We start from the raw sequence: 23,261 nt of genomic DNA on the forward strand, positions 1-23,261 counted from the left end.
TTACAGTTGAGCTTCAACAAAATCTTTGAGACCCTGCTTTGTGATTGCCCCTTCATGGCTTGCCACAACCTTCTGGGCCTTAAAAAAGCGCAGGGCAGGCACCCCCTCTACTTGGCATTGGGCAACGGCTTCTGGGTTAGGGTCAACTTCGAGCTTGACGACTTTTAGGCGATCGCCATATTCCTGAGCGGCCCAACTGACTGAGGGCGAAACTAACCGACAAGGCCCACACCAACTAGCCCAAAAATAGACCAAGATATCTTGATTGACGTTGAGGACTTCCTGCTCAAACTGGGAATCGGTGATTTCCAAAACGCTGCCACTCACAGGGGGTGAACTCCTTGATTACTTACAAAATGAAGACAGTTCTTTACGTTAACAGTTTTCGGCGATCGCTGGATCAATGGATTTACGAACAGCCACAAAACTCCACAACACAAACCGGGTAGAAGCCCGAAGAACGGCTACCCGGTCGAGTAATCTGCTTGTAAGTTTTGTCTGTCGGTTATAGGCAATCAAAGATCAGGACGCAATAGTTCCTGAGGGCCAGCGCCTAGAGATTTTTCATTTGGGTGCGTAAAGCCTCCAACTCGGCATCCACTGCTGCAAAATCCGCATCCGTTGGTTCGTGCGTTTCGACGGGGGTATCGGCAATTTCCTCCATCTCATCCACCATTTTGGCTGCTTCTAGGGCCGGTGTTTCTTGGGAAGCCGCTTTTAACATGGCCAACTCATCATCAATGGAATTGGAAGCCTCGAGTTGGGCAAATTCTTGATCCAAACTGGCACTGCCCAAGACGTTGGTTGCTTCGGATTGAGCTTCGAGTTCCATGATTTTGTCCTCCATCCGCTCGAAGGCACTCATCGCACTGCTGGTGTCGATGTTGTTCATGGTGCTCTGGAGTTGGGCATTCGCCTTCGCAGCATTGGCCCGGGCCTTGAGCATGTCTTTTTTGGTCTTGGCCTCTTGGATTTTGCTTTCTAGGGCAAGGAGGTTTTCCTTGAGGGTTTTCACCTGGGCGTTTTGTTGGGTCAGTTGCTGTTGGAGCACCGCTGCGGTATCAGCAAAGGTTTTTTTCCGTACCAGAGCTTCCCGGGCGAGATCTTCTCTACCATTTTTGATGGCTAATTCTGCTTTCTTTTGCCAAGTGGTCGCTTCGGTTTGGTTTTTGATCAGTTGTTGCTCAGTTTTTTTCTGGGCGGCGATCGCCCGGGCCACCGACTGGCGTAATTGCACCAAACTTTCCCCCATATCGGCAACGGCCTGTTCCAATATTTTTTCGGGGTCTTCGGCCTTACTGACCATATCATTGAGGTTGGCTTTGACAACACGACCAAGACGATCTAAAAATCCCATGATGCTTTATCTCTATACGTGATTGAGTGCAATTTAAACTGTGACTTACTCTGGCAAAGGGGTAAGCATACTCCTTTACATTTTAATCACTCCTTTGGTTTCCTATGGTAATCGCTTCTACCACTTGGGTCATTGACTGAGAACTTCGTCTGGGGTGAATCCCCAAAGCCGAGCTATTCTTTCCCATAGAAGTTGCGTCTTCGTGTAGTTGGCAGCCGATGTAAGTTTAATTTTTAAGACTACACCGCGATCTTGGCTGGTTTTCGTATTATTTTGAGATTAGCAAAATAAAAACAAAATATTAACGATATCCAGAAACGGCGTGAAGCTCGAACAGGTTATTGTAAAATAGTGACTTTCCTGGAAAAATCATCCTAGTAAAAACGCAGTACCCGTTGTAAATCGCAGGAATATAGATTCCTAATCTTGATGCAAACGGGCAAATGTCAGCCATGTTGCAAGGGATAAGCCTGGGGTGAGAAAAAGCGAGATTGCCAGTGAACTTGGCCTAACTTCCCTAACCGTCGCGACTAAAACTATGCACTTAGATGATCTGCACATTCTGCTAATTGAAGATAATTTGGCGGAAGCTGAATTGTTAGGGGATCTACTGGCAGACATTGAGATGGTGCAGTGCAACATTGTGCATTTTGCCCACCTCGAAAAGGCGATCGCCTGTCTCGAAGACCAGTCCTTTGACGTGATTTTGCTGGATTTGAGCTTGCCCGACAGCCAAGGCCTGAGCTCCCTACCGATTCTGATGGGGATTGCCCCAGACGTTCCCATTGTGGTGCTGACCAATACCAATGATGCGGAATTGGCCCTCGAAGCGGTGCACCAAGGGGCCCAGGATTATCTAATCAAAAAAAATATCGCCTTTGACCAAGAGACATTACTCCGCTCAATTCTCTACGCCATCGAACGTAAGCGCAATCAACAGGCCCTTAAGTTAGCCAATGAGCGACTCCGCCAGGAAATGAAGGCCCGCGAAGCGACGCAACTCAAGCTCAAACAATCCAACCAGGAGCTTGAACAATTTGCTTACATTGCCTCCCACGATTTAAAGCAACCCTTAGCGAGTATTTACTCTTGGTCTCAACTGCTCCAGGTGCGCTATGGGAATTGCTTTGATGAAAAAGGGAGCAGCTACATCCGCGCAATCCAAGATTCCGTGCGCCAGATGACCCAGCTTATCGAGGACCTTTTAACCTATTCGCGGGTCGATCAGGTAGAAAATACGGCGGTGGACGTGGATTGTAACTTGATTGTCCATCAGGTTTGTAATCGACTCAGTTCGGCGATCGCCCAACAAAGCGCCAAACTCACTATTGATCCCTTACCTACTATCCAAGGAAATCCTCTACAAATCAGTCAAATTTTCCAAAATTTAATCGAAAATGCCCTCAAGTATTGCCGCGAAGATGTTCCTCCCCAGATTACAATTAGCGCCGTCCAGAACGATAACCACTGGGTTTTTAGCTGCCACGACAATGGCATTGGCATCGAACCCGACTACTTTGAACAAATTTTCTACGCCTTTAAACGTCTCCATTCCCAGAGTCAATACTCAGGCACTGGCATTGGCCTCGCCGTCTGTAAAAAAATTGTGCGCCGCTATGGTGGCGAGATTTGGGTAACATCTACCTTCGGCGAAGGTTCTACTTTTTTCTTCTCTTTTCCGAGGCAGTCTTCCCCCAAGGATCAAGCCTAGGAAGCAACCCCAGGGTCTCTGCACAGGAGTTTGATCAAGTTACAATAAAGTTTGCCCAGACCTAGTTGATTTCACCTGATACAGACACCGTGACTATTTCTCCCATTTCTCCCCAAGACACCACCTTTAACCCCAATCAACCCGATGCCTTTGGGCGTTTTGGGAAATATGGTGGTAAGTATGTGCCTGAAACCTTGATGCCCGCCCTGGCTGAATTAGAAGCGGCCTATGCCCAATATCGTAATGATCCGACTTTTCAAGCAGAATTGGCTGGGCTATTAAAAGATTATGTTGGTCGCCCCAGCCCCCTCTATTTCGCGGAACGGCTGACGACTCGCTACGCCCGCCCCGATAGTTCTGGCCCCCAAATTTACCTAAAACGGGAAGATCTCAACCACACAGGTGCCCACAAGATCAATAATGCGATCGCCCAGGCCCTCCTCGCCAAACGCATGGGCAAACAACGAATCATCGCCGAAACTGGTGCGGGTCAGCATGGTGTTGCCACGGCGACCGTCTGTGCCCGGTTTGGAATGGAATGCATTATCTATATGGGGGTGCAGGACATGGAACGCCAAGCCCTCAACGTCTTCCGCATGAAATTATTAGGGGCGACTGTCCAACCTGTAGAAGCGGGCACCGGCACCCTCAAAGATGCCACCTCCGAAGCCATTCGTGACTGGGTCACAAATGTAGAGACAACCCACTATATCCTCGGTTCCGTGGCTGGCCCCCACCCCTACCCGATGATGGTGCGGGATTTCCATGCGGTGATTGGGTCAGAAACTCGGTTACAGTGCAAAGAAAAATGGGGCGGCCTCCCGGATATTCTTATTGCCTGTGTGGGGGGAGGCTCCAATGCCATGGGCCTTTTCCATGAATTTGTGAAAGACTCCACCGTGCGCCTGATTGGTGTTGAAGCCGAAGGGTCTGGGATCACCAGTGGCCACCACGCCGCCACCCTCACCCAAGGGAAACCAGGGGTCCTACATGGGGCCATGAGCTACCTATTGCAAGACACTGAAGGTCAAGTCGTCGAGGCCCATTCCATCAGTGCCGGCCTAGATTACCCTGGCGTCGGCCCCGAACACAGCTATCTCAAAGATACTTGTCGGGCTGAATATTACAGTGTTACTGACCAAGATGCGGTGGCCGCCTTCCGTCGGGTGTCTGAGTTAGAAGGGATTATTCCGGCCCTGGAAACGTCCCATGCCTTCGCGTATCTAGAAACCCTTTGTCCTCAGTTGCCGGGTAGTCCGCGCATTGTGATCAACAGTTCTGGCCGGGGCGATAAGGATGTGCAAACGGTGGCCAAATATCTCGATCGCCATGGCTGGGACTAGAGAAATTCGAGATCAAAGTTTAAATTGCTGTAAATAACGAGGGGGGTTTAAGGTAATCCCTCTTTTTTTTGTGGCTACCAGTGGATCTGACTCAGGATGTAGCGGAGTCGGTCGTAGTCATCTTTGAGGAGGGTGCTGATCATGCGACCTACATCGATTAACCATTGGCGATCGCCTTTTCGGAGTCGATAAACTTCCCGCACTGCCGCGGCCATCAGGGATTCAGGGGGAACCCAATTCACCTGCAAGAGAATCCGGAGAAATTCTAATCTATCTGTGAAGTGAATAATTTCGTTCGGCTCGCAATGGTAGACCGATTGGTGAATTTGGGGGGGGCGGGGCGGTAAATATTGAAACACTTCCCCCCGCCGACCATTCCGGCGATTACTGGGCATTTCGAAGCCGACGATGGCCGCCCGGAATTCCGTTTTGAGCATTGCAAAAATTTGCGGCTGCTGTTCCCGTAACTCTTCGAGGCTCATCCCCAAGGCCCTGGCTCGATGGACTGAATCAATGGGGGCGGTGGTGACGTAGGTAACCACCCCGTAGACGATATTGCCCGATTCTTCGTCATAGGATTTTACCCAACTGCCAAAGGGAGGCATTACCGGAAAACTGAGGTCTTCTGGCTCCAAACATTGGGCGGTGAACTCAGTGGTGGTGGTTTCAATGACCTCGGCAATGTGATCGGGGTGGCGATCGCCAGGGGAAAATTGGGGCAAGGGCAGACGCATAGGATGAGCCAAAGGGGCTTATTTTGTGACTTCAAGCTCCGCGAGGTTAAAGGTAATCAGTTTATCCCAGTTACCCCCTTCAAACAGAACTGCCGCCCGACCATCGCTGACCCGTTGGACGAGGCCCTTGAACCGATAAAAGGTGTCATCGGGGTTGATTACGCGCACCATGCTACCAGGGAGAATCATCGCTTCCAAACCTTTTACTGAAATGACTAAGAAATTTTACCTATCATAGCGCGTTCAATTGGTGTTGCTCGCTGAATCTGTCAGGCGATCGCCTTCATTGTTTGGCTGGGGTAGGGACTCTGGTAGATAAATCGTGCGAATATCCGCTGGCAATTCCTCTAAAACCAATTGACGTCCTTGGTTGAGCCAATCTTCTACATCCTCAACGGTTAAATACTCCCCCTCGGCCTGGAGGTGGGCAGAAATGCGGGTCGAGCTCCAGTGAAAATAATCCGCGAGCACCACAATCAACCGGGGCAGTGGCGGGACTAAATCCAAGGCTTGTTCCAGGTAACACCACAGGGGCGGCGTTGTCCGTTTAATGTCGTAGTTGATGCTGGCCACCGGCGGAATCTCAAACTGATTTTGGTAGGCCGTCACCACTTCCAGGAGCCACTGCTGTAGGGATTGAAACCCCTGGGCTTCTAAATCGAGGGTGCGCAGTTCGTGGAAAATTTGCCGCCAGGTCAGGGCAAAAAGATAATCCGTTTGCACAGGCGATCGCCCCCCATGGCCAACGAGGGTGTAGACCAACGGCGCATATCGACAAAAAATCCCCGTAAAATACTTCCCTTGATCCAAATAGCGTTGACAAAAAGTCAGCAGATCCGAATCGCTATAATGGTTGAGGGCCAAAATCAGTGGATGATTGGTTTCAGAAAAACTCGGAATCTGAATCATGTCCTGCAATAATGCCTAAAAAGTGCCTGTGCGGCGTCACTTGATTTTAATCATAAGCGATTCACCTCCAAACGTTTGTTCCATGATCGTTGCTCTTTCTGCATTTTTCCCTCCCTCAATGGCGGCATTTTTCCCCGCCTTCGATAGCCTGTTTTCTACCCAAGGCATCATGGTGATGTTGCTCTGTGCCTATGGGGTCGCCATGTGGATGTTTCTGACCACCGCCCCCAAAGTCCACACGATTATGGTTTCGGATCTAGAAGTCGCCCGGGGATTTTATGAAGGGATTTTGCAACTCCCCGTCGCCGATGTCCCCCTCCATTACTACTACAACTATGAACAAACCCTAGGGGCTGCGAGCCTTGACCCGATGTATATGGGAGCCAGTCCCATGGCGATGGGCCGCACTGAAACCTTGGGAGGCGCAGATGGGTTGTGGTACCAACTGAAAAAAAATACCCAACTCCATGTGGTGTCCGGGGCGAGCCTCGGGAAAAAAAATCGCCACCGCCACGTTTGTTTCGATAAAGATTGTTTAGAGGCGATCCTGCTCCGTATCCAGGCCCGCCGCCTCAAATATAAAATTCGCCAGGAGAAACCCTTAAACTTCCTGGTCAAAGACTGGGATGAACGGGTGATCGAACTCGCAGAAGTTATTAATTAATTCGCCAGGGGTTTATCAGGGCAACTGCTCCAGGCGCGACGATATGGAACGTTGTAACGTTTCTCCTTCAATTAACGTATGCACTTGCCAAGCGACCTCGGGGTTGGGATAGTCAGTGCGATAGTGACCGCCACGGCTTTCAGTACGCCAGAGGGCACTTTTGAGGATCAAGAGGGCAACATCGGTGAGGTTACAGGTTTCTGCGTAGAGGCGAATTTGCGGCTCGGCATCGGGATGGCTTAGGTGGATCTGCTGTGGGGGATGGCCCTGTAAAAATTGCGCCAGGGGCATTTGCTGGAGTTGCTTTTGCCAGGTGCTTACTTGGGCGATCGCCTCCTGTAAAATTTTCTGTTCTCGACAAATACCGGCGCTTTGCCAGAGCAATAGGGGCAGATCGGCCCGGATTGTTTGGACTTTGACAGATAATTTGTTCCAGCTGGCGGCAATGGTCTGAAGCTCAGGATTTTGCACTACCAAGGTTGATGGTTTTGGTTTGAGATCCCGCAGTTGCGCCGCAAACACCAGACATTCGAGTAAGGAGTTGCTCGCAAGGCGGTTTGCGCCATGGACGCCCGTACTCGCAGTTTCACCAATGGCATACAGCCCTGGAATCGAGGTTTCACAGTCTGTATTGGTGGTGATGCCTCCCATCCAATAGTGGGCGGCGGGGGCCACAGGAATTGGCTCCGTAAAGACATCCACTCCCCACTCAGCACACATCCGAATAATATTGGGAAAACGACGGCGGATTTTTTCAGCGGGGATCACACTCAGGTCGAGGTAAACATGGGCATTGGCCGGATCGCCGGCATTTTCGGCTAGGTAGCTAAAAATAGCGCGACTGACCACATCACGGGGAGCCAGTTCACCGTCGGGATGGTAGTCAAAGGCAAAGCGATCGCCATTGAATCCCAACAGATGTGCCCCTTCGCCCCGCACTGCTTCACTAATCAAAAAATGGGGGGCATTTGGTTTCGTTAAGGCTGTGGGATGAAACTGAAAAAATTCGAGATCCCGTAACTGAGCCCCCGCCCGCCAAGCCAGGGCCACCCCATCCCCGGTACTAACGGTGGGATTTGTGGTTTGGGCGAAAATTTGCCCGCCGCCCCCCGTGGCTAAAATCACGGCCCCCGCTGCAATCCACCGAATGTGATGATCAAATAAAACGCTGACCCCTTGGCATTGCCCCGTTTCATTGCGCCAGAGTTGGAGAGCAAAGGCCTGGGCGACAATATGAATATTCGAACGTTCAACCACCTGCTCGATCAAAGTGGTAATAATCGCCTTGCCAGTGGTGTCGGCAGAATGCAACACCCGGGGGCGAGAATGGGCCGCCTCCAGGGTCATCGCCAGCTCCCCATCCCGGCGGTCAAAGGCGACGCCCATGGCCACCAGATGATCAATGGCTTCTTTGGCGTGGTTAACTAAAAATTCAACGGCTTCAGGATCACACAGGCCCGCCCCAGCTTTCAGGGTGTCTTGGAAATGCAATTCTGGGGAATCCAAGGGGGCGATCGCCGCCGCAATCCCTCCCTGGGCCCACTTACTCGATCCGGTGCGTAGCTTTGCTTTGGTGATGAGACCCACCTGTAAATGACTCGGTAAGGACAACGCCGCATACAAGCCCGCTGCGCCACTCCCAATGACAACAACATCAAACTGAGTCGGCAAATTGGTCACACTGGTCATTCCTTTGGGGCAGAGGGTGGGCAATAAATTCTAATCACTATAGCTTTAAACTGCAGCGAACTGTGAGTTGTCACTAGCCAGCAATGGCGAATGGTTGATTTCACAACTATGGTGCAAAAGAAAAACATTTCTGCAACTGAATGAACAAAAAAAATCCCCCCAGAATGGAGGGACTTACTTTTTTTTCGGGGTGTTGGAAAATTTTCCTGGCTGAGATTAACGAGAAGTCAGCCATTGGGAAAATAACTTGAAACTATAGCCGCAGTAGATGAACATCATGGGCAAAATTGACCGAAATCAACAAATTTTCAGGAAATAATTGATTTATCGCACAATGCTACTAAGCATCCAGGCTTGTTTTTCATGATCACGGATCCGGCCACTGAGGAGTTCTACCGTAGAAACATCATGGTTTTGTTCTGCCTGTTGCAGGACACCCTTCAGCTTCTCGGTGAGGGTGATGTGGTCATTGGAGAGCTCAGCGATCATTTCTTCGGCGCTGGCTAGGCCACTGGCTTCCTTGAGGGAGCTCAATTCTAGGAACTGATGGAAAGAACCAGGAGCGGATAGTCCTAAGACCCGGATGCGCTCGGCAATGTCATCTACGGCGATCGCCAATGCTTGATACTGCTCTTCAAGTAGGTTGTGGATACCGTAGAACAGATTCCCTTGGACGTTCCAGTGGAAATTCTGGGTCTTGAGGTACAGCAGATAGGTATCTGCCAGAATGTGAGACAAAGATTGGGCGATCGTTAAGGATGCCTCTTGGTTTTGGGTCGTTGTACCATTGATCGGTGCTTGTAAAGTCGTAGCCATAAAGTATTTTCCTCCTAAATGTTATTAAATGGGTTTGGTAAATGTGTTTAAAAAGCCCTGTGTAAGTAGGGTGAAGTCATTTGCTTCGACCCCTGGGCCAAACAGAGTTGCGCTTTAGGACAGCCTGAGAAAATAGAACTCAAGTCCTGCGGACAAACTCCGTTTTAAGGTTTGGAATTCACGGTTTTAAGATGATTCGGTGTTTCCAATGGAAGTCGAGGTTCGACCTAGGCCTGTTGTAGGGTTTTGGGTTTTGCCCAAATGCCTTGGCTGTTCTGCTTGTATTCGTCCTCGACCCGCATCCAGGCACGGTAAGCAGCAACGTGTTGATTTTGCTTTTCTTTGTAGACCTGGTTGTAGACTTCGACAAAGGTTTCTTGGGCCGCGTCAGAGAGGCGTGAGCGCACAGACTCCGGTAGATCTTCAGTCGAGTTGACTCGTCCCGTATCAAAGCGGGAGATCAAGAAGTCTTTACAGGAGAGGATGTCTGTTCCCCCTTCTGCCTGGAAGAGACTTTCTAATTTCGTCGCAGTACCTTGACTCGTTTCAGCGGTCAGCATCAGACCACCGGCTTTAATCTTTGTTTCGTAAATGGCTGCCTTTTCTTTGGGCATTCCGAGGCTGACCAGGGCAGAAATAAGTCCGACACCTGCGCCACCGGCGATCGCCCCGCTAGTTGCGCCGAGCAGTGCCGCACCGATGGGGCCACCAGCGACCACTGTACCAATGAAGGGCACAAATAGGACACCGAAGCCACTCAGGGCACTGAATAGGGTTCCGAAGAGGGCGCCATAGATTGCGCCGGACTGCAGACCTTCTTTAATGAAATCTGCCCGACCGAAGAAACCGGTGATTTGGGTTTCTGACTGCAAATTCTTACCGATGATGGAGATGTCTTCTCGCTTGACTCCCATATCGAGCAACTGCCGCAGTACCTTGTTCGCCTGCTGGCGATCCTCAAAGATCGCAGAAACAGTACAGGGTACTTTTGTCTGGAGATCAGTCGTTTGTTGATTGTTTTGATTCTGATCAAGCGTTGCCGTAGTCATGGATTATCCTCTTATTGTCTCGTTTGCGTTTCGTCGTGAGACAGAGGATTAGAAGTTGTTGACGGCTTTTTGGAAGGATTGATCTAATTCTTGCCAGGCGCTTTCAAAGCCTTTCTGCAACTCATCCCAAGCCGATTCGCTGGCATTCTGGAGTTCGTCGAATTTCTCTTGGGCAGCATCCCGCTTGGCGGTCAGCTCTTCTAGCATATTGTTGTATTTGAGCTTACCGTCTGCCTCCGCTTGGTCGACTTTGGCGCGAAACTCATCAATGCGGGCGTCGATTTTATCAATCTGTGCCTTGACTTTCTCTTTATAGAGTTTTTGATTTTCTGCGTTTTGTTCTAAGTTCTTATCTAGTTGGTTAGCCATAAAGTAAGGCTTAAACCTCCTTGTCTGCGTATTTTTCAAAAATCAAGCACTGGTCAGATTCAATATTCAAAATATTACTTTGAAATCAAATTTGTTTTTGCTTGGCTACAGTTTTAATATTACGAAATATTCCAATTAAACACATCTATCGATAGGCATAGATCGCCTCTGAAAGCTTTGTTTTTCAAGGGTTTCAAATTTAAGAGCATTACTTTTGTGATATTTATTCGGTTTCCCGAACCTTAACCGAACTATATTTTTGCGGTGTTTATTTTCGTTTAAAAGATACTTCAGCTAAAAGCTTTTGTCGCTGATTCTACAGCAGAATAATATTAACAAGTTCTCATCGGTGATTCAGAACGATGGGACAAAAAAAGAGGCCGCCTGGATGACGACCCCCAAGAGAAAACTTTTTTTGAGCAAGAAATCTCGAATTTTTAATTAAAAGGATAAACCGAGATTAACGCCAAGGGCGGCATGGACAACGAGTAAGGCGATCGCCGCTGACCCTACATAGGCATGTACCGTGCGGAGGGAATCTTTGCCAAGGAATTTTGTGATCGATAGCGCACCGTTGGCCATCAACAGCCCAATGGCGATCGTGCCCGTCCAGAAGTGAGGACTTTCAAAAATTGGCTCTCCTTGCATGACCAAAGAAAGAACGCCCCCTGTCCAACCCAGGCTGATAAAGGTTGTGAGCCAGAGCGCTGCTTTCTTGTGCCAGTAGGCACTTTCGTTTTTTGTGCTGACATCCTCACTGCGGCGAATCTGCCAACCTTTAACGGCGGCGGAACCGCCAACGGCGACAATGACAATGCCCATCATCAAGGGGTGCCCCCAGTGGGTAACGATTTCTGGGATCGGTAAAGTGTTGAACCAAGCGGCAATTGGTTCTAGATAGGGACGAATGAACTCACCCATGTTATTTCTAAAAATTTTCTTAAAAAGTTTGCGTCCTCTATCTTAGAGGATTCGTTAAACCGCCCACGACTTTAGGCCCAAAGAAATATGGCCAATGGATCACAAATGGCTGGGTGTGGTGATGGTTAGGCAACAGTTAGGCGATCGCCAAAATTTTTTCCCGGAGCGTTTGGTCTTCGGTAAAGGTCTGGTTGGTGGCCGCTAAATTATCCAGGAGAGGCTGCAGATAAACCTGGAGCGGCTGCACATCATCGGGTAGGGAAAGGTCTGGGGTGATATCGAGAATCCCCTGGGCGAGGAACCAACGCTTTTTAATATCAGGATCCGGAATGACTACATTTTCCGCCTGGATCACCGCATCATTAAAGAGCAAAATATCGAGATCCAAGGTGCGGGGGGCATACTTATCGGCGGTGCGGACTCGACCAAGCTTTGTTTCGAGCGATCGCAGCACATCGAACTTAAATGATGTCGCCTCATACTCCGTTTCAACTAAGACGACACAGTTAATGTAATAGGGCAGATCCTTGGTCGGCGGTTGGCCTGGAGCCGGAATCGCGTCCGTCACAAAACATCGCGATACCGCTTTGAGCTGACAGAACGGCTTTAATTCCGTCATGGCTCTCAAGATATTGGCTTCCGGTTGAATATTAGAGGCGACGCTGAGGTAGACACGATTCTGGGCCATGGTTTCTAACGCTCCCGGTAGATCGTCACTGCCGAAGCTTTTGCGAAACGCAGGGCACCGGGTTTATCAATGGTGACTTCTACCTTTTCCACAAGGGGATCGGTAAAGCAAATATCGGCGACGACCTGGGCCATTTTTTCGATCAAATTGTAGCTAGAAGGTTCAATGGCCGCCAAAATCGCCTTAGTGATTCGTTTGTAATCAACGGTGTCATCGATACTATCGGTTTGGCCCGCTTTGGTGAGATCCGCGTACATCACCACATTGATCACCACATCCTGTTTTTTGGTGCGTTCTTCCGGAAAAATGCCGATAATGCAGCGCAATAGCAGGTCACGAATATAAATTTTATCGAGGCTTTTAGACATAGAAATTTTCTCCTAGGTGAAACCCACCATCAACACAAATGACTTGGCCAGTGATGAAGTCATTTTTTAAATAAAACAGTACCGTTTGGGTAATATTGCGTGGATCACCAAACCGTCCCAGGGGGGTTTTCGCAATTACGGCTTGCACCCGCTCATCGCCCTCAGCATTGACTGGTGGCAAAATGGGGCCTGGGGCGATCGCATTGACACGAACATTGGGGGCAAGCTCAAATGCTAGCATCTTCGTGAAACTATGGAGCATCTTTTTGCTGAGGTGATAGGGCACATGCTCATGGTCGTAGCCGTAGATGCGGGTATCGAGGAAATTAATCACATTGCCGTGGCTGGATTCTTTAGAAAAGAACGCTTTCGTCAACAGAAAAGGGTGGAGGGCATGAACCTGAATGTTGTCCCAGAGATTTTCTGGACTTAGGGCAAACAGACTTTCTTTATTAAACATCGAAGCATTATTGATCAAGATGTCTAGTTGAGGTGTTTTCGTTTTCACTGTCTCGATCATCGCTTCCACACTGTCCCGTTGGAGCAGATCCGCCGCTACGGCATCGACGGTTATGGGAAAGGCAGAAAGTTCTTCGGCCAGTTGTTCTACCTCGGCCTGGGAAGAGCGGTAATGGAGGATGAGATTGATTCCTTCCTGGGCGAGGGTCCGGGCGATCGCCGCACCGATGCGTTTTGCCCCCCCTGTGATTAAAGCGGTTTGTTGACTCATGGTTCCCGTTCGGCAATTAAAACCCATAGAAGTTAACCTATTCTTTCCGGAGAAAGCAACCATCACCCTCATGACGCATGCCAATCAATAAATTCCCCCCCAGCGCCCGGAGATGTAACAGATGTACAGAGAACCTTTAAGGCAGGGAAACGGGAATGATAAAATTTGGAATACTTTTTTAGTGAAAGAGAGAGAAGGTCAACGTGGTTCAAGTACCGATCAAGCCCACCCCGCAAACCCCCGCCCCCACCACTGCAATTCCCAATGGCCCAGCCCTCGAAGCTTGGTTAAATGACTGGGCGCAGCGGATTATTAATGGCGATCGCCTTACCCGTACCGAAGCCCTCCGCCTCACCGAAATCACTGGCCCAGAAAATATCCTCAAACTCTGTGCCGCTGCAGATCTGATCCGGCACGAATGCTGTGGCAATACCGTTGACCTCTGCAGCATTGTGAACGTGAAATCCGGGAGTTGCTCCGAAAACTGTAGTTTCTGTTCCCAGTCCGCTCACCATCCCGGTACGGATTCCCCCGTTTATGGCCTCAAAACCGCCGAAGAAATTATTGAACAGGCCAAAGCCGCCGAAGCCGCTGGGGCAAAACGTTTTTGTCTCGTCAGTCAAGGTCGGGGCATTAAATACAACAGCCCCAAAGATAATGAATTTGAGCAAATTTTAGAAACGGTACGCCGCATCCAAGCAGAGACAGCGATTAAACCCTGCTGTGCCCTCGGTGAAGTCACCCCAGAACAAGCCCAACAGCTCCGGGAGGCCGGCGTTACTCGCTACAACCACAACCTGGAAGCTTCGGAAAATTTCTTCCCCGATATCGTCACCACCCACAGTTGGCAAGACCGGGTCGAAACCATTAAAAACCTCAAAGCAGCAGGCATTCAAGCTTGCAGTGGCGGCATCATGGGCCTCGGCGAAAGTTGGGCAGACCGGGTTGATTTGGCGATCGCCCTGCGGGATCTCGAAGTCGAATCTGTTCCTTTGAATCTTCTCAATCCCCGTCAAGGAACGCCCCTGGGAGATAATGGCCGCCTTGATGTCTACGAAGCCCTCAAATGTATGGCGATCTTCCGGTTTATCTTGCCTGAACAAATTATTCGCTATGCTGGCGGTCGAGAAGCGGTGATGGGTGAACTCCAACACCTCGGTCTGAAAGCAGGCATCAATGCGATGCTCATCGGCCACTACCTCACTACCATGGGTCAACCCCCCGAACAAGACCAAGCGATGCTCGAATCCCTCGGTTTACAAGGGGGTGAAGCACCGATCCCTGGCCAATATTCCGCCGCCCAATAACCCTTGAAAGCGAAAGCCATCCCCAGATCCTTGTCCCCAAAGCAAACCGCCACTACTGGCCCGAACTGGTTTAACCAACTCCTGTGGGCATTGATCGGTGTATCCCTGACCATTGGGGGCACCTTCATCGAGGCCCATCGGCTCAATCTCCCGTGGGACTGGTCAGTGGCGGGACTGCAAACCCAATCTTTGGGGATTTACTGTCAAGTGGCGGCGGTTCTCCTCACGGGCTGTTTGGGGGGTAAAAATGCGGGCATTATCGCCCAGATCGCCTATATTCTGATCGGGTTGTTTTGGTTGCCGGTGTTCTCCCAAGGGGGGAAATTAGGATATCTGACAGAACCCACCTTTGGTTATATCCTCGGCTTCATCCCAGCGGCGGGCATTTGTGGTTGGCTTGCCTTTCGGTATGTGCTGAGTTTAGAAGCCCTCGCCCTCAGTGCTTTTTGCGGCCTCATCGCTCTCCATAGTTGCGGCATTCTTTATCTAGTGGGGTTGACCCTCTTAGAAAAATTACAGGCGACGGAACTGAGTTTGCTCCAGGCGATCGCCCTCTATACTGTGACTCCCTTTCCAAGTCAGTTAATGCTAGTCTGTGGTGTGGCTGTGTTGGCCTATGGGGTACGACGGATTTTGTTCTATTAGGCCAAAGGCCAAAGCATTGGGCTTGATATTTTTTCTCTTTAGCGAAACGGAAAATCTCCATGGATCTGCGCCAAGATTTACTTAAAAATCGCTGGTTTTGGCTTGTTGCCTTCCTCGGATTAGTCCTTGATCAACTCACAAAAACCATTGTGCTCCAGACCTTGCCGGAGGTTGGTGATACCTTTGCCCTCTGGCCGAATGTCTTCCATTTCACCTATGTGCAAAACACTGGGGCCGCCTTCAGTATCTTTACCGATGGGGTACATTGGCTCCGGTGGTTGTCCTTGGGGGTCAGTGTCGGTTTGATGGCCTTGGCTTGGTTTGGCGATCGCCAAACCCTCTGGGAACAAGGCGGCTATGGATTTATCCTTGCGGGGGCGATGGGCAATGGCGTAGACCGCTTTTTATTTGGCTATGTGGTCGATTTTCTCGACTTTCGCCTGATTAATTTTCCTGTATTTAACATTGCCGATGTCTGTATCAACATTGGCATCGCCTGTTTATTGCTTAATTTATGGTTTTCTTACCGCCTCGCCCAAGCAGAATCCCCCCCTCACTCTAAATAATCTGGCTGGAGGGCTAGCTGAGGGCCATTATGAATTTCCAAAAAATGTCAAGAATAAATATATTCGCTGCCATTGTGCTCATTTTGCCGCGAGAGCAACTGCTCCTCTAATTGGGCAATGCGCTTGTAGGCCACTGTCAACTGGGCTGTCAGTCGCTTGATCTGCAATTCCGGGCTCATTTGCTTTTCGTCCATGGGATGCCCCTCTAAGCCAAGGGTTTCATCAAATAAAACATCTTTATGGTGAAAGGATTCTCCGCCGACCCGAAAATCTAAGCCAAAGGCCGCTGGATCAATTTTGGGAACCATCGCCATCAAATCTGTTTCTGACAAGGATTGTCCCGTTGGGCCTAGCCCCTGCTGCATTTGTTCGACGGTTTGATACAACAGATCAAGCTGATGTTTCAACTCGTTGATATAGCCTTGAACACTCATATTTTGTCAGCCTAAAGTCGGGTCTTTGTCCCATGCTAGTACCAACCCCAAGGCTGTGAATATTTATCCTGATATATTTAAGATTCTCTTAGAAAACCTTAAGAAAACCTTGCGTCTCTAAGGATCAAGTTGCAATTGTCCTGGACAAGGTTGAAGTTGATTAAAGGCTAAATTTGCTATTTTTTGAAAAGATATTTCCCAGGGGAAACGACATTTAGATTTATGCCCAATCGCCGCCATTTTTTGACTATTTCCGCACTCTATGCCCTTGCTGGGTGTTTGGGAGGGTGTCAACGAACCTCGGAGACAACTTTACAAATCAACACATTACGGGGGTCAATTTCGCCACAACTGTTGACATTGTTTCGGCAAAACCAAGGGCAAACGGTCACCTTAGATCTCAAACCCCTAGAGCAGCTCCAGGAATTATTTGAGGTGTTGCAGGATGCGGCGATGAAGATGCCGGAGACTTCTGAAAATTTTTTCAATCGCTCGGCAACAGTACCGGATCTGTTGACCCTAGGCCATGGCTGGTATCGACAGGCGATCGCCTTGGGATTTATTCAACCGTTATCTCTAGAAGAACTAACGCGTTGGGAAGAGTTGGGGGAACCTTGGCAACGATTTTTGCGCCGCAATATCCAAGGAGAGATCGACCCCCAAGGACAACTGTGGGGACAGCCCTACCGCTGGGGCACAACGATGTTGGTCTACCGCAAAGATAAGTTGAAAAAATTGGGGTGGACACCAACGGATTGGGCGGATCTGTGGCGGCCCGAATTACAGGGAAAAATTTCTCTGCTAAACCAATCGCGGGAAGTGTTGGGGCTTTTACTCAAAAAACAGGGCAAATCCTACAACGAAACAAATCCAGCGGCGATCGCCGATTTGGAGAGCGATTTCCAAGCCCTCCACCGCCAGGTTAAATTCTATAGTTCTACCCACTACCTCCAGCCCCTTGAGATGGGGGATACTTGGGTTGCCCAGGGGTGGTCCCAGGATATTTTGCCCCTCCTGCAACGATACCGCAATTTAGGGGCGGTGATTCCCGCCAGTGGCACGGCCCTCTGGTGTGATCTGTGGGTACAGCCCCAGCGCAGTCAAACCTCTTTTGAGACCCTAAAAACTTGGTTAGAGTTTTGTTGGGAACCGGCGGCGATTCAACAGATTTCCCGTAGTAGTCACGGTGCCTCCCCACTGATTTATACTGCGACCAATTTAGAGCCTGCCATCACTGATAATCCGTTAATTTATCTCGATCAAAACACTTTCGATGCCAGTGAAATCATTGAGGTGTTAGACCCGGACACGACGGCTGAATATCAAAAGGTTTGGCAGAGGGTACGCCAGGGCTAGGCCGGAAAAATTTTGATTTTGCCCACCGCTGTTCTGGATAATGCGGAGGAAGATCATCGATTTAGGAGTTCCCATGACCCACGACACCATTGGGGTGGCGATCGCCGGCACCGGTTTTGGCCAAAAAATTCATATTCCCGGCCTCCAACACCACCACCGTACCGAAGTGGTCTCGGTTTACCATCGCGATCCTGACAAGGCCCAGGCGATCGCTGCCGCCCATCAAATTCCAGAGAGTGCCAGCGATTTTACTGCTCTCCTGGATAATCCTGCCGTTGCCGCCGTGGCCATTTCGACGCCACCTTTTTTGCATTATGAAATGGCCAAACAAGCTCTCCTGGCGGGGAAACACGTCCTCCTAGAAAAACCCATGACCCTCAACGCGGCTGAGGTGCGGCAGCTTTACCATCTAGCAGCCCAAAAGAATCTAGTTGTGACCCCGGACTTTGAATTTCGTTTCGTTCCCGCTTGGCAATGTCTCGCGGAATATCTGGAACGGGGTTTTGTCGGTGAAAAACGCCTAATTACGATCAACTGGCTAGTGACCAGTCGGGCTAACCCAGATCGACCTTGGAATTGGTATGCCCGTAAGGATCAAGGGGGTGGCGCTTTGGGGGCCGTGGGTTCCCATGCTTTTGATTATGTCTATTGGTTGTTTGGCCCGGTGAAGCGTCTATCCGGTCACCTCAGTTGCGCCATCAAAGAGCGACCCGACCCCCGCGATGGCGATCGCCTTAAACCCGTAGATGCCGATGACACCTGCTTGATCATGTTAGAACTGGCCGATGGGACGCCGTGCCAAATGAATATTACCTCCGTCAGTCACCACGGTCGGGGTCACTGGCTCGAAGTCTATGGCGATCGCGGTTCCCTGGTTTTGGGGAGCAGTAACCTCAAGGATTATGTCCATGGTTTTACCCTCCAGGCGGGCCAAGCGGGCGAAGACCTGCAATCTGTGACGATTCCAGAGCGCCTCGAATTTCCCCAAACCTTTGCTGATGGCCGCCTCGCGCCCTTTATCCGGGTCGTCGATCATTGGGTCAAAGCCATTGAACGCTGCCAACAAAATCAAAGTCTTGCAGAAGATCCAGCGGCGATCGCCCCAACACTCCGGGAAGGGGTTTACTCTCAATTGCTTATGGATTTAACCCACCAGGCCCATAACCAAGGCCGTTGGCTAACAGTGCCGGATCTTGATACCTATCTCGATCTAGGCTGACGCGGTTGGGATGTGTTGCGTCGTCCCTGGGGATTTTGGGCGGCTGCCTGGGGCGTTAAACCATTGTGCGGCGATGGTGGCGGCTGGAGTTGCCGCCGCCCGTTTTGGACAATCTCCAGTTGCTCCCGGAGGTTCACCTCAAGGCCACCAAGGAGATTGTGGGCATATTGATCCGCATCTTGTTGGATGGTCTGGGCTTCGGCGATCGCCTGGTTTTTCATTTGCTGCACCTCCTGGGACACCTGCTGCCGAAAAGCTTCTAAATCGGCGAGGGTATTTTGGCGGAGAGCTTGGCATTCTTGCTCTGTGGTGTAGCGCAATTGGGCGGCCTGTTGCTCTGCCTGCCGGGTTAGGGCCATCTCATCTAGGTATTGGGCGGCCTGCTGTTTGGCGCTGGTGACAATGCGATCTGCGTCGGCTTCGGCCTGTTCGACGAGGTGTTGCTGATACTGGAGCACTTCGACGGCCCGCTCAATAATCTCAGGGATACTCGCGCGCACCACATCGAGCTGGTCTAAAACATCGTTGTCTTTAACGAGGGTTAGTCCTGTGAGGGGAATTTGAAATCCTTCGAAAATGACTTCTTCTAAATGGGTGAGCTGTTCCTGCACATTTAAATCTACCCCTCGATAAAGGGTTGGGGAGTTGACATTGTTGTCGGCGGGCTTATCTGGGGAGGATGAACTTTGTACCATTGATAAAGATCTTCAGCGACATTGTCAGGAACGAGGTGATCAACGGAACCACCAAATTTAGCAATTTCTTTGACGACGCTGCTGCTGAGAAAACTATATTCGTTGGAGGTCGCCAGGAATACTGTCTCGATATTATCCCAAAGCGTCTTATTTGTATGCGCCATCTGTAGCTCCTTCTCGAAGTCGGACAGCACCCGTAGTCCCCGGAGTAATACACCAGCATTACGTTGTCGGGCGTAGTCAGTGGTTAAACCGGTGAAACTCGCCACTTCCACATTGGGTAAATGTTGGGTACAGCGGCTAATTTGGGCCACGCGCTTTTCGAGGCTAAAAATCGGCGATTTACTGGGATTGCACAGCACCGCCACGATTACTTTTTCAAAAAGGCGATCGCCCCGTTCAATAATATCGAGATGACCCAGGGTAATCGGATCAAAGCTTCCAGGATAAATAGCAATCACAAAATACAGCACCACACAGAAGAGATCGGCTTTATTGTGACATATTGTTTCCCCAAGCCCCTAGGCAAACCCAGGGACATCAGCCCCTACAATGGAAAATGATTTTAGCAATGATTTTAACCAGCTTATGAGCGAGCACCACCCGGAAAAAAAATACGAAGGTAAGGCGAAAATTCTCTACAGTACCGCCGATCCTGATGTTCTCCTCACCTATTTCAAAGATGACGCCACCGCCTTCAATGCCCAGAAAAAAGGCACTATCCAGGGCAAAGGAGAAATGAATTGCACCATTGCTGCCGCCCTCCTCCAATGGCTGGGAACCCAGGGAATCCCAACTCACTTTATCGAACAAACCAAAGCCGATGAAATGCTCGTAAAAGCAGTCAAGATTCTGCCCGTAGAAGTGGTGGTGCGAAATATCGCAGCGGGTAGTCTTTGTAAACAAACAGGTTTAGCCCAGGGCACGGTGCTTCCCCAGCCCCTTGTGGAGTTTTATCTCAAGGATGATGCCCTTGGGGATCCCCTCCTGACCCGCGATCGCCTCATGCTGCTCAAGATCGTAACCACCGAGCAATTGGCCCAACTCCAGGACTATGCCCTCCGGATCAATGGTCTAATGCAAGGCTTTTTTGAGCGCTGTCAGATTACCCTGGTGGATTTTAAAATCGAGTTTGGCACCGACAAAACAGGCACAATTCTTTTGGCCGACGAAATTAGCCCCGACACCTGCCGTCTGTGGGATCAAACCGAAACAGACCCCAACCTGCGGGTAATGGATAAAGACCGCTTCCGTCAAGACCTCGGTAACATCGAAAACGCTTATCAAACTGTCCAGGCCAGGGTCTTGGCCCAGGTGCAGCAATTGCAATCCCTCACCTAAATTTCCCTTGCCCAAGGCTAAATTACGAGGCCCAGATGTGGAAACATAAGCAACGCTTCCCCGTCTTCGACTCTGGTACAATCCAGCAGAGTAAATTACTCATGTTGGCCAATTTACAGAAAAAGCACTTATAAATAGAGTGCTGATAACTTTCGTTTGATCTGGTGTTTGGACGTGCAGAAACAACAAAATTTAGACTATTTTTCCCCCCAGGCCCTAGCACTTTGGGCGGCGATCGCCTCTTTGGGTATCATGTCTCCGGCCCATGCCGAACCCCGATCAGAAGGGAGTAATCTCGATCCCCTGATGCCAACGGTGACCCAAGTTGTCGTGCCGGCTCTGCCAGTAGAAGTCACAGACACAGCGCCCACAGAACAGGCTTCCCCGACGCCAGCGCCCCAAACCCAAACCCTGGCCCAGGCGCCGACCCAAGCTGTCACCCCTCCCGCTACCCAGGCTCAACCAACTTCCCAAGACAGTAATCTGCCGCAGCTCTACGCCCAGCAGCAGGGAAACCCCAATACCCAGGCCAACCCCAACGAACCCAGGGTATTGGTTGCAGAAATTCAGATTAATGGTGTGGGCGACAATGTCGAACTAGAACAAGAAATTATCCAGGCCATTGAAACCCGGGCTGGACGACCCACAACCGTTTCACAAATTCGGAATGATGTGAACCGCGTCTACGCGACGGGTTTGTTTGCCAATGTCGTGGCGACCCCAGAAGATACGCCCCTAGGGGTGCGGGTAACGTTCGATGTGGTACCCAACCCCGTTTTAAGCGATATCGTCGTGCAGGCGTTGCCCCTAGAAGGCAGTCAAAATATTACGCCCCCTGAAGTTGTCGATAATATTTTCCGCGATCGCTATGGCGAAATTATCAACCTCAATGATTTCCAAGAGGGCAGTAATAAACTCCAACAACTCCAGCAGTGGTACCAAGACAACGGTTACGATCTGGCCAAGGTAATCGGTATTGATGAACCCAGTGCCGATGGGGTTGTGACCCTCGTTGTCGTTGAAGGGGTGATCGAAGACATCCAAGTCAATTTCATCAATGCTGACAATGAACCCGTCGATGGCAAAACCCGGGACTTTATCATTACGCGGGAAATGGAACTCAAACCAGGGGACGTTTTCCGGCGGGATGTCGCCCAACGGGATCTCCAGCGGGTGTTTGGTCTGGGACTATTTGAAGATGTTCAGTTAGATTTCACCACCGGTACCGAAGATCCAACCCAGGCTGTTCTAAATTTGAATGTCATTGAAGGGAATACAGGTTCCATCGCCGCTGGTGGGGGGATCAGCTCGGCCAGTGGCTTCTTTGGGAGTGTGAGCTACCAGCAACAAAACCTGGGTGGTAATAACCAACGTCTAGCGGCAGAATTCCAACTGGGGCAACGGGATGCCCTGTTTGACCTCTCCTTTACGGATCCTTGGATTGCTGGCGATCCCTACCGGACATCCTATTCGGTCAATGCCTTCCGCCGTCGTTCTATCTCACTGATCTTTGATGGAGGTGAGACAGATGTCGATCTCGACCCCAGTGGCGATCGCCCCCGGATTAACCGCATTGGTGGTGGGGTGACCTTTAGCCGTCCCCTATCGAAAAATGTTTTTGGCCCCTCTGAATGGCGTGCCTCCCTGGGCTTTGATTACAACCGCGTCCGGATTACCAATGCCGATGGCGATACAGAGTTTATCGACCAAGCTGGGAATCAACTCAGTTTCTCGGACAGTGGCGTTGACGATATCTTTTCCCTGAGCCTGAACGTTGTACGGGATAAACGCACGAGCTTTGATGGGGCGACCCGGGGTTCCATTACCCGTTTCGGTACCGATCAGACTATTCCCATTGGCAGCGGCAGCATTCTCTTTAACCGACTCCGGGCCAGCCACAGTATCTACATGGATTCACCGATTAAACTTCCTAGCTTTGGCAGTGAAGAGAAACCCCATACTTTGGCCTTCAACATCCAAGGGGGCGCTATTCTCGGTGACTTACCGCCCTATGAAGCTTTCTCCCTTGGGGGCAGCAACTCTGTGCGGGGCTTTGAAGAAGGGGATCTCGGCAGTGGCCGTAACTACGTCCAAGCGACGGCAGAATATCGCTTCCCGATTTTCTCGGCAGTGGGTGGAGCGCTATTTGCTGACTATGCCACCGACCTCGGTTCCGGGGATGATGTACCGGGCGATCCGGCTGGAACCCGTGGCAAGCCTGGCAATGGTTTTGGTTATGGTATCGGTGTTCGGGTGAATTCTCCCCTGGGGCCAATCCGGGTGGATTATGGGCTCAATGACCAAGGGGACAGCCGCATTCACTTTGGTATTGGTGAGCGCTTCTAGGGCG

General features: G+C 50.4%; 27 protein-coding genes. 10 read left to right on the forward strand and 17 right to left on the reverse strand.

Annotated features, from left to right (window positions below):
- Genes AWQ21_RS01505 through AWQ21_RS01510 form a run of 3 tightly spaced genes read right to left on the reverse strand, consistent with a single transcriptional unit; the run spans position 1 to position 1,357 of the window.
- On the reverse strand, positions 1-327 hold the full coding sequence (locus tag AWQ21_RS01505) for a co-chaperone YbbN (protein ID WP_012305927.1): 327 nt from the start codon (positions 325-327) through the stop codon (positions 1-3).
- 48 nt (positions 328-375) lie between these two features.
- Positions 376-519 carry a hypothetical protein gene (locus AWQ21_RS16135; RefSeq protein ID WP_157094684.1) on the reverse strand — a complete coding sequence of 48 codons (144 nt, stop codon included), beginning with the start codon at positions 517-519 and terminating at the stop codon, positions 376-378.
- 34 nt (positions 520-553) lie between these two features.
- Positions 554-1,357: a PspA/IM30 family protein gene (locus AWQ21_RS01510; RefSeq protein WP_065713018.1), complete on the reverse strand. Its 804-nt coding sequence runs from the start codon at positions 1,355-1,357 to the stop codon at positions 554-556.
- 475 nt (positions 1,358-1,832) lie between these two features.
- On the opposite strand from AWQ21_RS01510, the gene AWQ21_RS01515 reads away from it, so the two are divergent.
- Both AWQ21_RS01515 and trpB read left to right on the forward strand, forming a co-directional pair.
- Complete coding sequence (locus tag AWQ21_RS01515; protein ID WP_232315022.1) at positions 1,833-3,068, forward strand: ATP-binding protein; 1,236 nt, start codon at positions 1,833-1,835, stop codon at positions 3,066-3,068.
- A gap of 89 nt (positions 3,069-3,157) precedes the next feature.
- Entirely contained in the window at positions 3,158-4,411 is a 1,254-nt protein-coding gene (gene trpB / locus AWQ21_RS01520) for a tryptophan synthase subunit beta (protein ID WP_065713019.1), read from the forward strand.
- A 74-nt stretch (positions 4,412-4,485) separates the two neighbouring features.
- Here the strand turns inward: trpB and AWQ21_RS01525 are convergent, their stop codons facing one another.
- Genes AWQ21_RS01525 through AWQ21_RS01535 form a run of 3 tightly spaced genes read right to left on the reverse strand, consistent with a single transcriptional unit; the run spans position 4,486 to position 6,054 of the window.
- A complete protein-coding gene (locus tag AWQ21_RS01525; RefSeq protein ID WP_065713020.1) occupies positions 4,486-5,145 on the reverse strand; it encodes an HAS-barrel domain-containing protein in 660 nt (219 codons plus the stop codon).
- 18 nt (positions 5,146-5,163) lie between these two features.
- Positions 5,164-5,334 carry an NAD(P)H dehydrogenase subunit NdhS gene (locus AWQ21_RS01530; protein WP_065715162.1) on the reverse strand — a complete coding sequence of 57 codons (171 nt, stop codon included), beginning with the start codon at positions 5,332-5,334 and terminating at the stop codon, positions 5,164-5,166.
- A gap of 54 nt (positions 5,335-5,388) precedes the next feature.
- On the reverse strand, positions 5,389-6,054 hold the full coding sequence (locus AWQ21_RS01535; protein WP_065713021.1) for an RNA polymerase subunit sigma-70: 666 nt from the start codon (positions 6,052-6,054) through the stop codon (positions 5,389-5,391).
- 82 nt (positions 6,055-6,136) lie between these two features.
- On the opposite strand from AWQ21_RS01535, the gene AWQ21_RS01540 reads away from it, so the two are divergent.
- Positions 6,137-6,718: a glyoxalase-like domain protein gene (locus AWQ21_RS01540; protein WP_065713022.1), complete on the forward strand. Its 582-nt coding sequence runs from the start codon at positions 6,137-6,139 to the stop codon at positions 6,716-6,718.
- A 15-nt stretch (positions 6,719-6,733) separates the two neighbouring features.
- Here the strand turns inward: AWQ21_RS01540 and nadB are convergent, their stop codons facing one another.
- The 8 genes from nadB to AWQ21_RS01580 form a co-directional block, all read right to left on the reverse strand.
- Entirely contained in the window at positions 6,734-8,407 is a 1,674-nt protein-coding gene (gene nadB, locus AWQ21_RS01545) for an L-aspartate oxidase (protein WP_065713023.1), read from the reverse strand.
- A 324-nt stretch (positions 8,408-8,731) separates the two neighbouring features.
- Positions 8,732-9,223 carry a Dps family protein gene (locus tag AWQ21_RS01550; protein ID WP_065713024.1) on the reverse strand — a complete coding sequence of 164 codons (492 nt, stop codon included), beginning with the start codon at positions 9,221-9,223 and terminating at the stop codon, positions 8,732-8,734.
- A 227-nt stretch (positions 9,224-9,450) separates the two neighbouring features.
- Positions 9,451-10,272 (reverse strand): ChaB family protein, encoded by an 822-nt coding sequence (locus AWQ21_RS01555; RefSeq protein ID WP_083997943.1) that lies wholly within the window; start codon positions 10,270-10,272, stop codon positions 9,451-9,453.
- 48 nt (positions 10,273-10,320) lie between these two features.
- Complete coding sequence (locus AWQ21_RS01560; RefSeq protein ID WP_065713025.1) at positions 10,321-10,641, reverse strand: hypothetical protein; 321 nt, start codon at positions 10,639-10,641, stop codon at positions 10,321-10,323.
- A 441-nt stretch (positions 10,642-11,082) separates the two neighbouring features.
- The gene (locus AWQ21_RS01565) at positions 11,083-11,562 is read right to left on the reverse strand and encodes a DUF4079 domain-containing protein (RefSeq protein WP_065713026.1); all 480 of its coding nucleotides are present in this window, start codon (positions 11,560-11,562) and stop codon (positions 11,083-11,085) included.
- Positions 11,563-11,698: 136 nt separating this feature from the next.
- Complete coding sequence (gene folK, locus AWQ21_RS01570) at positions 11,699-12,250, reverse strand: 2-amino-4-hydroxy-6-hydroxymethyldihydropteridine diphosphokinase (protein ID WP_065713027.1); 552 nt, start codon at positions 12,248-12,250, stop codon at positions 11,699-11,701.
- 5 nt (positions 12,251-12,255) lie between these two features.
- The gene (gene folB / locus AWQ21_RS01575) at positions 12,256-12,618 is read right to left on the reverse strand and encodes a dihydroneopterin aldolase (RefSeq protein WP_065713028.1); all 363 of its coding nucleotides are present in this window, start codon (positions 12,616-12,618) and stop codon (positions 12,256-12,258) included.
- Complete coding sequence (locus AWQ21_RS01580) at positions 12,611-13,348, reverse strand: SDR family oxidoreductase (RefSeq protein ID WP_065713029.1); 738 nt, start codon at positions 13,346-13,348, stop codon at positions 12,611-12,613. Before AWQ21_RS01580 ends, folB begins: the two co-directional genes overlap by 8 nt.
- Positions 13,349-13,551: 203 nt before the next feature.
- On the opposite strand from AWQ21_RS01580, the gene bioB reads away from it, so the two are divergent.
- The 3 genes from bioB to lspA are packed head-to-tail and all read left to right on the forward strand — an operon-like array spanning position 13,552 to position 15,866.
- The gene (gene bioB / locus AWQ21_RS01585) at positions 13,552-14,655 is read left to right on the forward strand and encodes a biotin synthase BioB (RefSeq protein WP_198159673.1); all 1,104 of its coding nucleotides are present in this window, start codon (positions 13,552-13,554) and stop codon (positions 14,653-14,655) included.
- Positions 14,656-14,685: 30 nt separating this feature from the next.
- Positions 14,686-15,300, forward strand: a complete 615-nt coding sequence (locus tag AWQ21_RS01590; protein WP_232315024.1) for a biotin transporter BioY — start codon at positions 14,686-14,688, stop codon at positions 15,298-15,300.
- A 59-nt stretch (positions 15,301-15,359) separates the two neighbouring features.
- Positions 15,360-15,866 carry a signal peptidase II gene (gene lspA, locus AWQ21_RS01595; protein ID WP_065713031.1) on the forward strand — a complete coding sequence of 169 codons (507 nt, stop codon included), beginning with the start codon at positions 15,360-15,362 and terminating at the stop codon, positions 15,864-15,866.
- A 47-nt stretch (positions 15,867-15,913) separates the two neighbouring features.
- On the opposite strand, the gene AWQ21_RS01600 is transcribed toward lspA, so the two are convergent.
- Positions 15,914-16,300, reverse strand: coding sequence for a hypothetical protein (locus AWQ21_RS01600; protein ID WP_065713032.1), 387 nt, complete (start codon positions 16,298-16,300; stop codon positions 15,914-15,916).
- A 222-nt stretch (positions 16,301-16,522) separates the two neighbouring features.
- Between AWQ21_RS01600 and AWQ21_RS01605 the strand changes: the two genes are divergently transcribed.
- On the forward strand, positions 16,523-17,656 hold the full coding sequence (locus tag AWQ21_RS01605) for an extracellular solute-binding protein (protein WP_065713033.1): 1,134 nt from the start codon (positions 16,523-16,525) through the stop codon (positions 17,654-17,656).
- A gap of 73 nt (positions 17,657-17,729) precedes the next feature.
- Positions 17,730-18,875, forward strand: coding sequence for a Gfo/Idh/MocA family protein (locus AWQ21_RS01610; protein ID WP_065713034.1), 1,146 nt, complete (start codon positions 17,730-17,732; stop codon positions 18,873-18,875).
- On the opposite strand, the gene AWQ21_RS01615 is transcribed toward AWQ21_RS01610, so the two are convergent.
- Complete coding sequence (locus AWQ21_RS01615; RefSeq protein ID WP_065713035.1) at positions 18,857-19,570, reverse strand: hypothetical protein; 714 nt, start codon at positions 19,568-19,570, stop codon at positions 18,857-18,859. The two genes, AWQ21_RS01610 and AWQ21_RS01615, sit on opposite strands and share 19 nt — an antisense overlap.
- On the reverse strand, positions 19,495-20,031 hold the full coding sequence (gene coaD / locus AWQ21_RS01620) for a pantetheine-phosphate adenylyltransferase (RefSeq protein WP_065715165.1): 537 nt from the start codon (positions 20,029-20,031) through the stop codon (positions 19,495-19,497). The genes AWQ21_RS01615 and coaD overlap by 76 nt, the downstream gene beginning before the upstream one ends.
- Before the next feature lie 127 nt (positions 20,032-20,158).
- Here coaD and purC point away from each other — a divergent pair, with 127 nt between their 5' ends.
- Positions 20,159-20,911 (forward strand): phosphoribosylaminoimidazolesuccinocarboxamide synthase, encoded by a 753-nt coding sequence (gene purC, locus AWQ21_RS01625; RefSeq protein WP_065715166.1) that lies wholly within the window; start codon positions 20,159-20,161, stop codon positions 20,909-20,911.
- A 174-nt stretch (positions 20,912-21,085) separates the two neighbouring features.
- Complete coding sequence (locus AWQ21_RS01630; protein WP_065715167.1) at positions 21,086-23,257, forward strand: BamA/TamA family outer membrane protein; 2,172 nt, start codon at positions 21,086-21,088, stop codon at positions 23,255-23,257.
- Positions 23,258-23,261 lie beyond the last annotated feature (4 nt).

This window comes from Picosynechococcus sp. PCC 7003, from assembly GCF_001693255.1.
GTDB lineage: Bacteria > Cyanobacteriota > Cyanobacteriia > Cyanobacteriales > MRBY01 > MRBY01.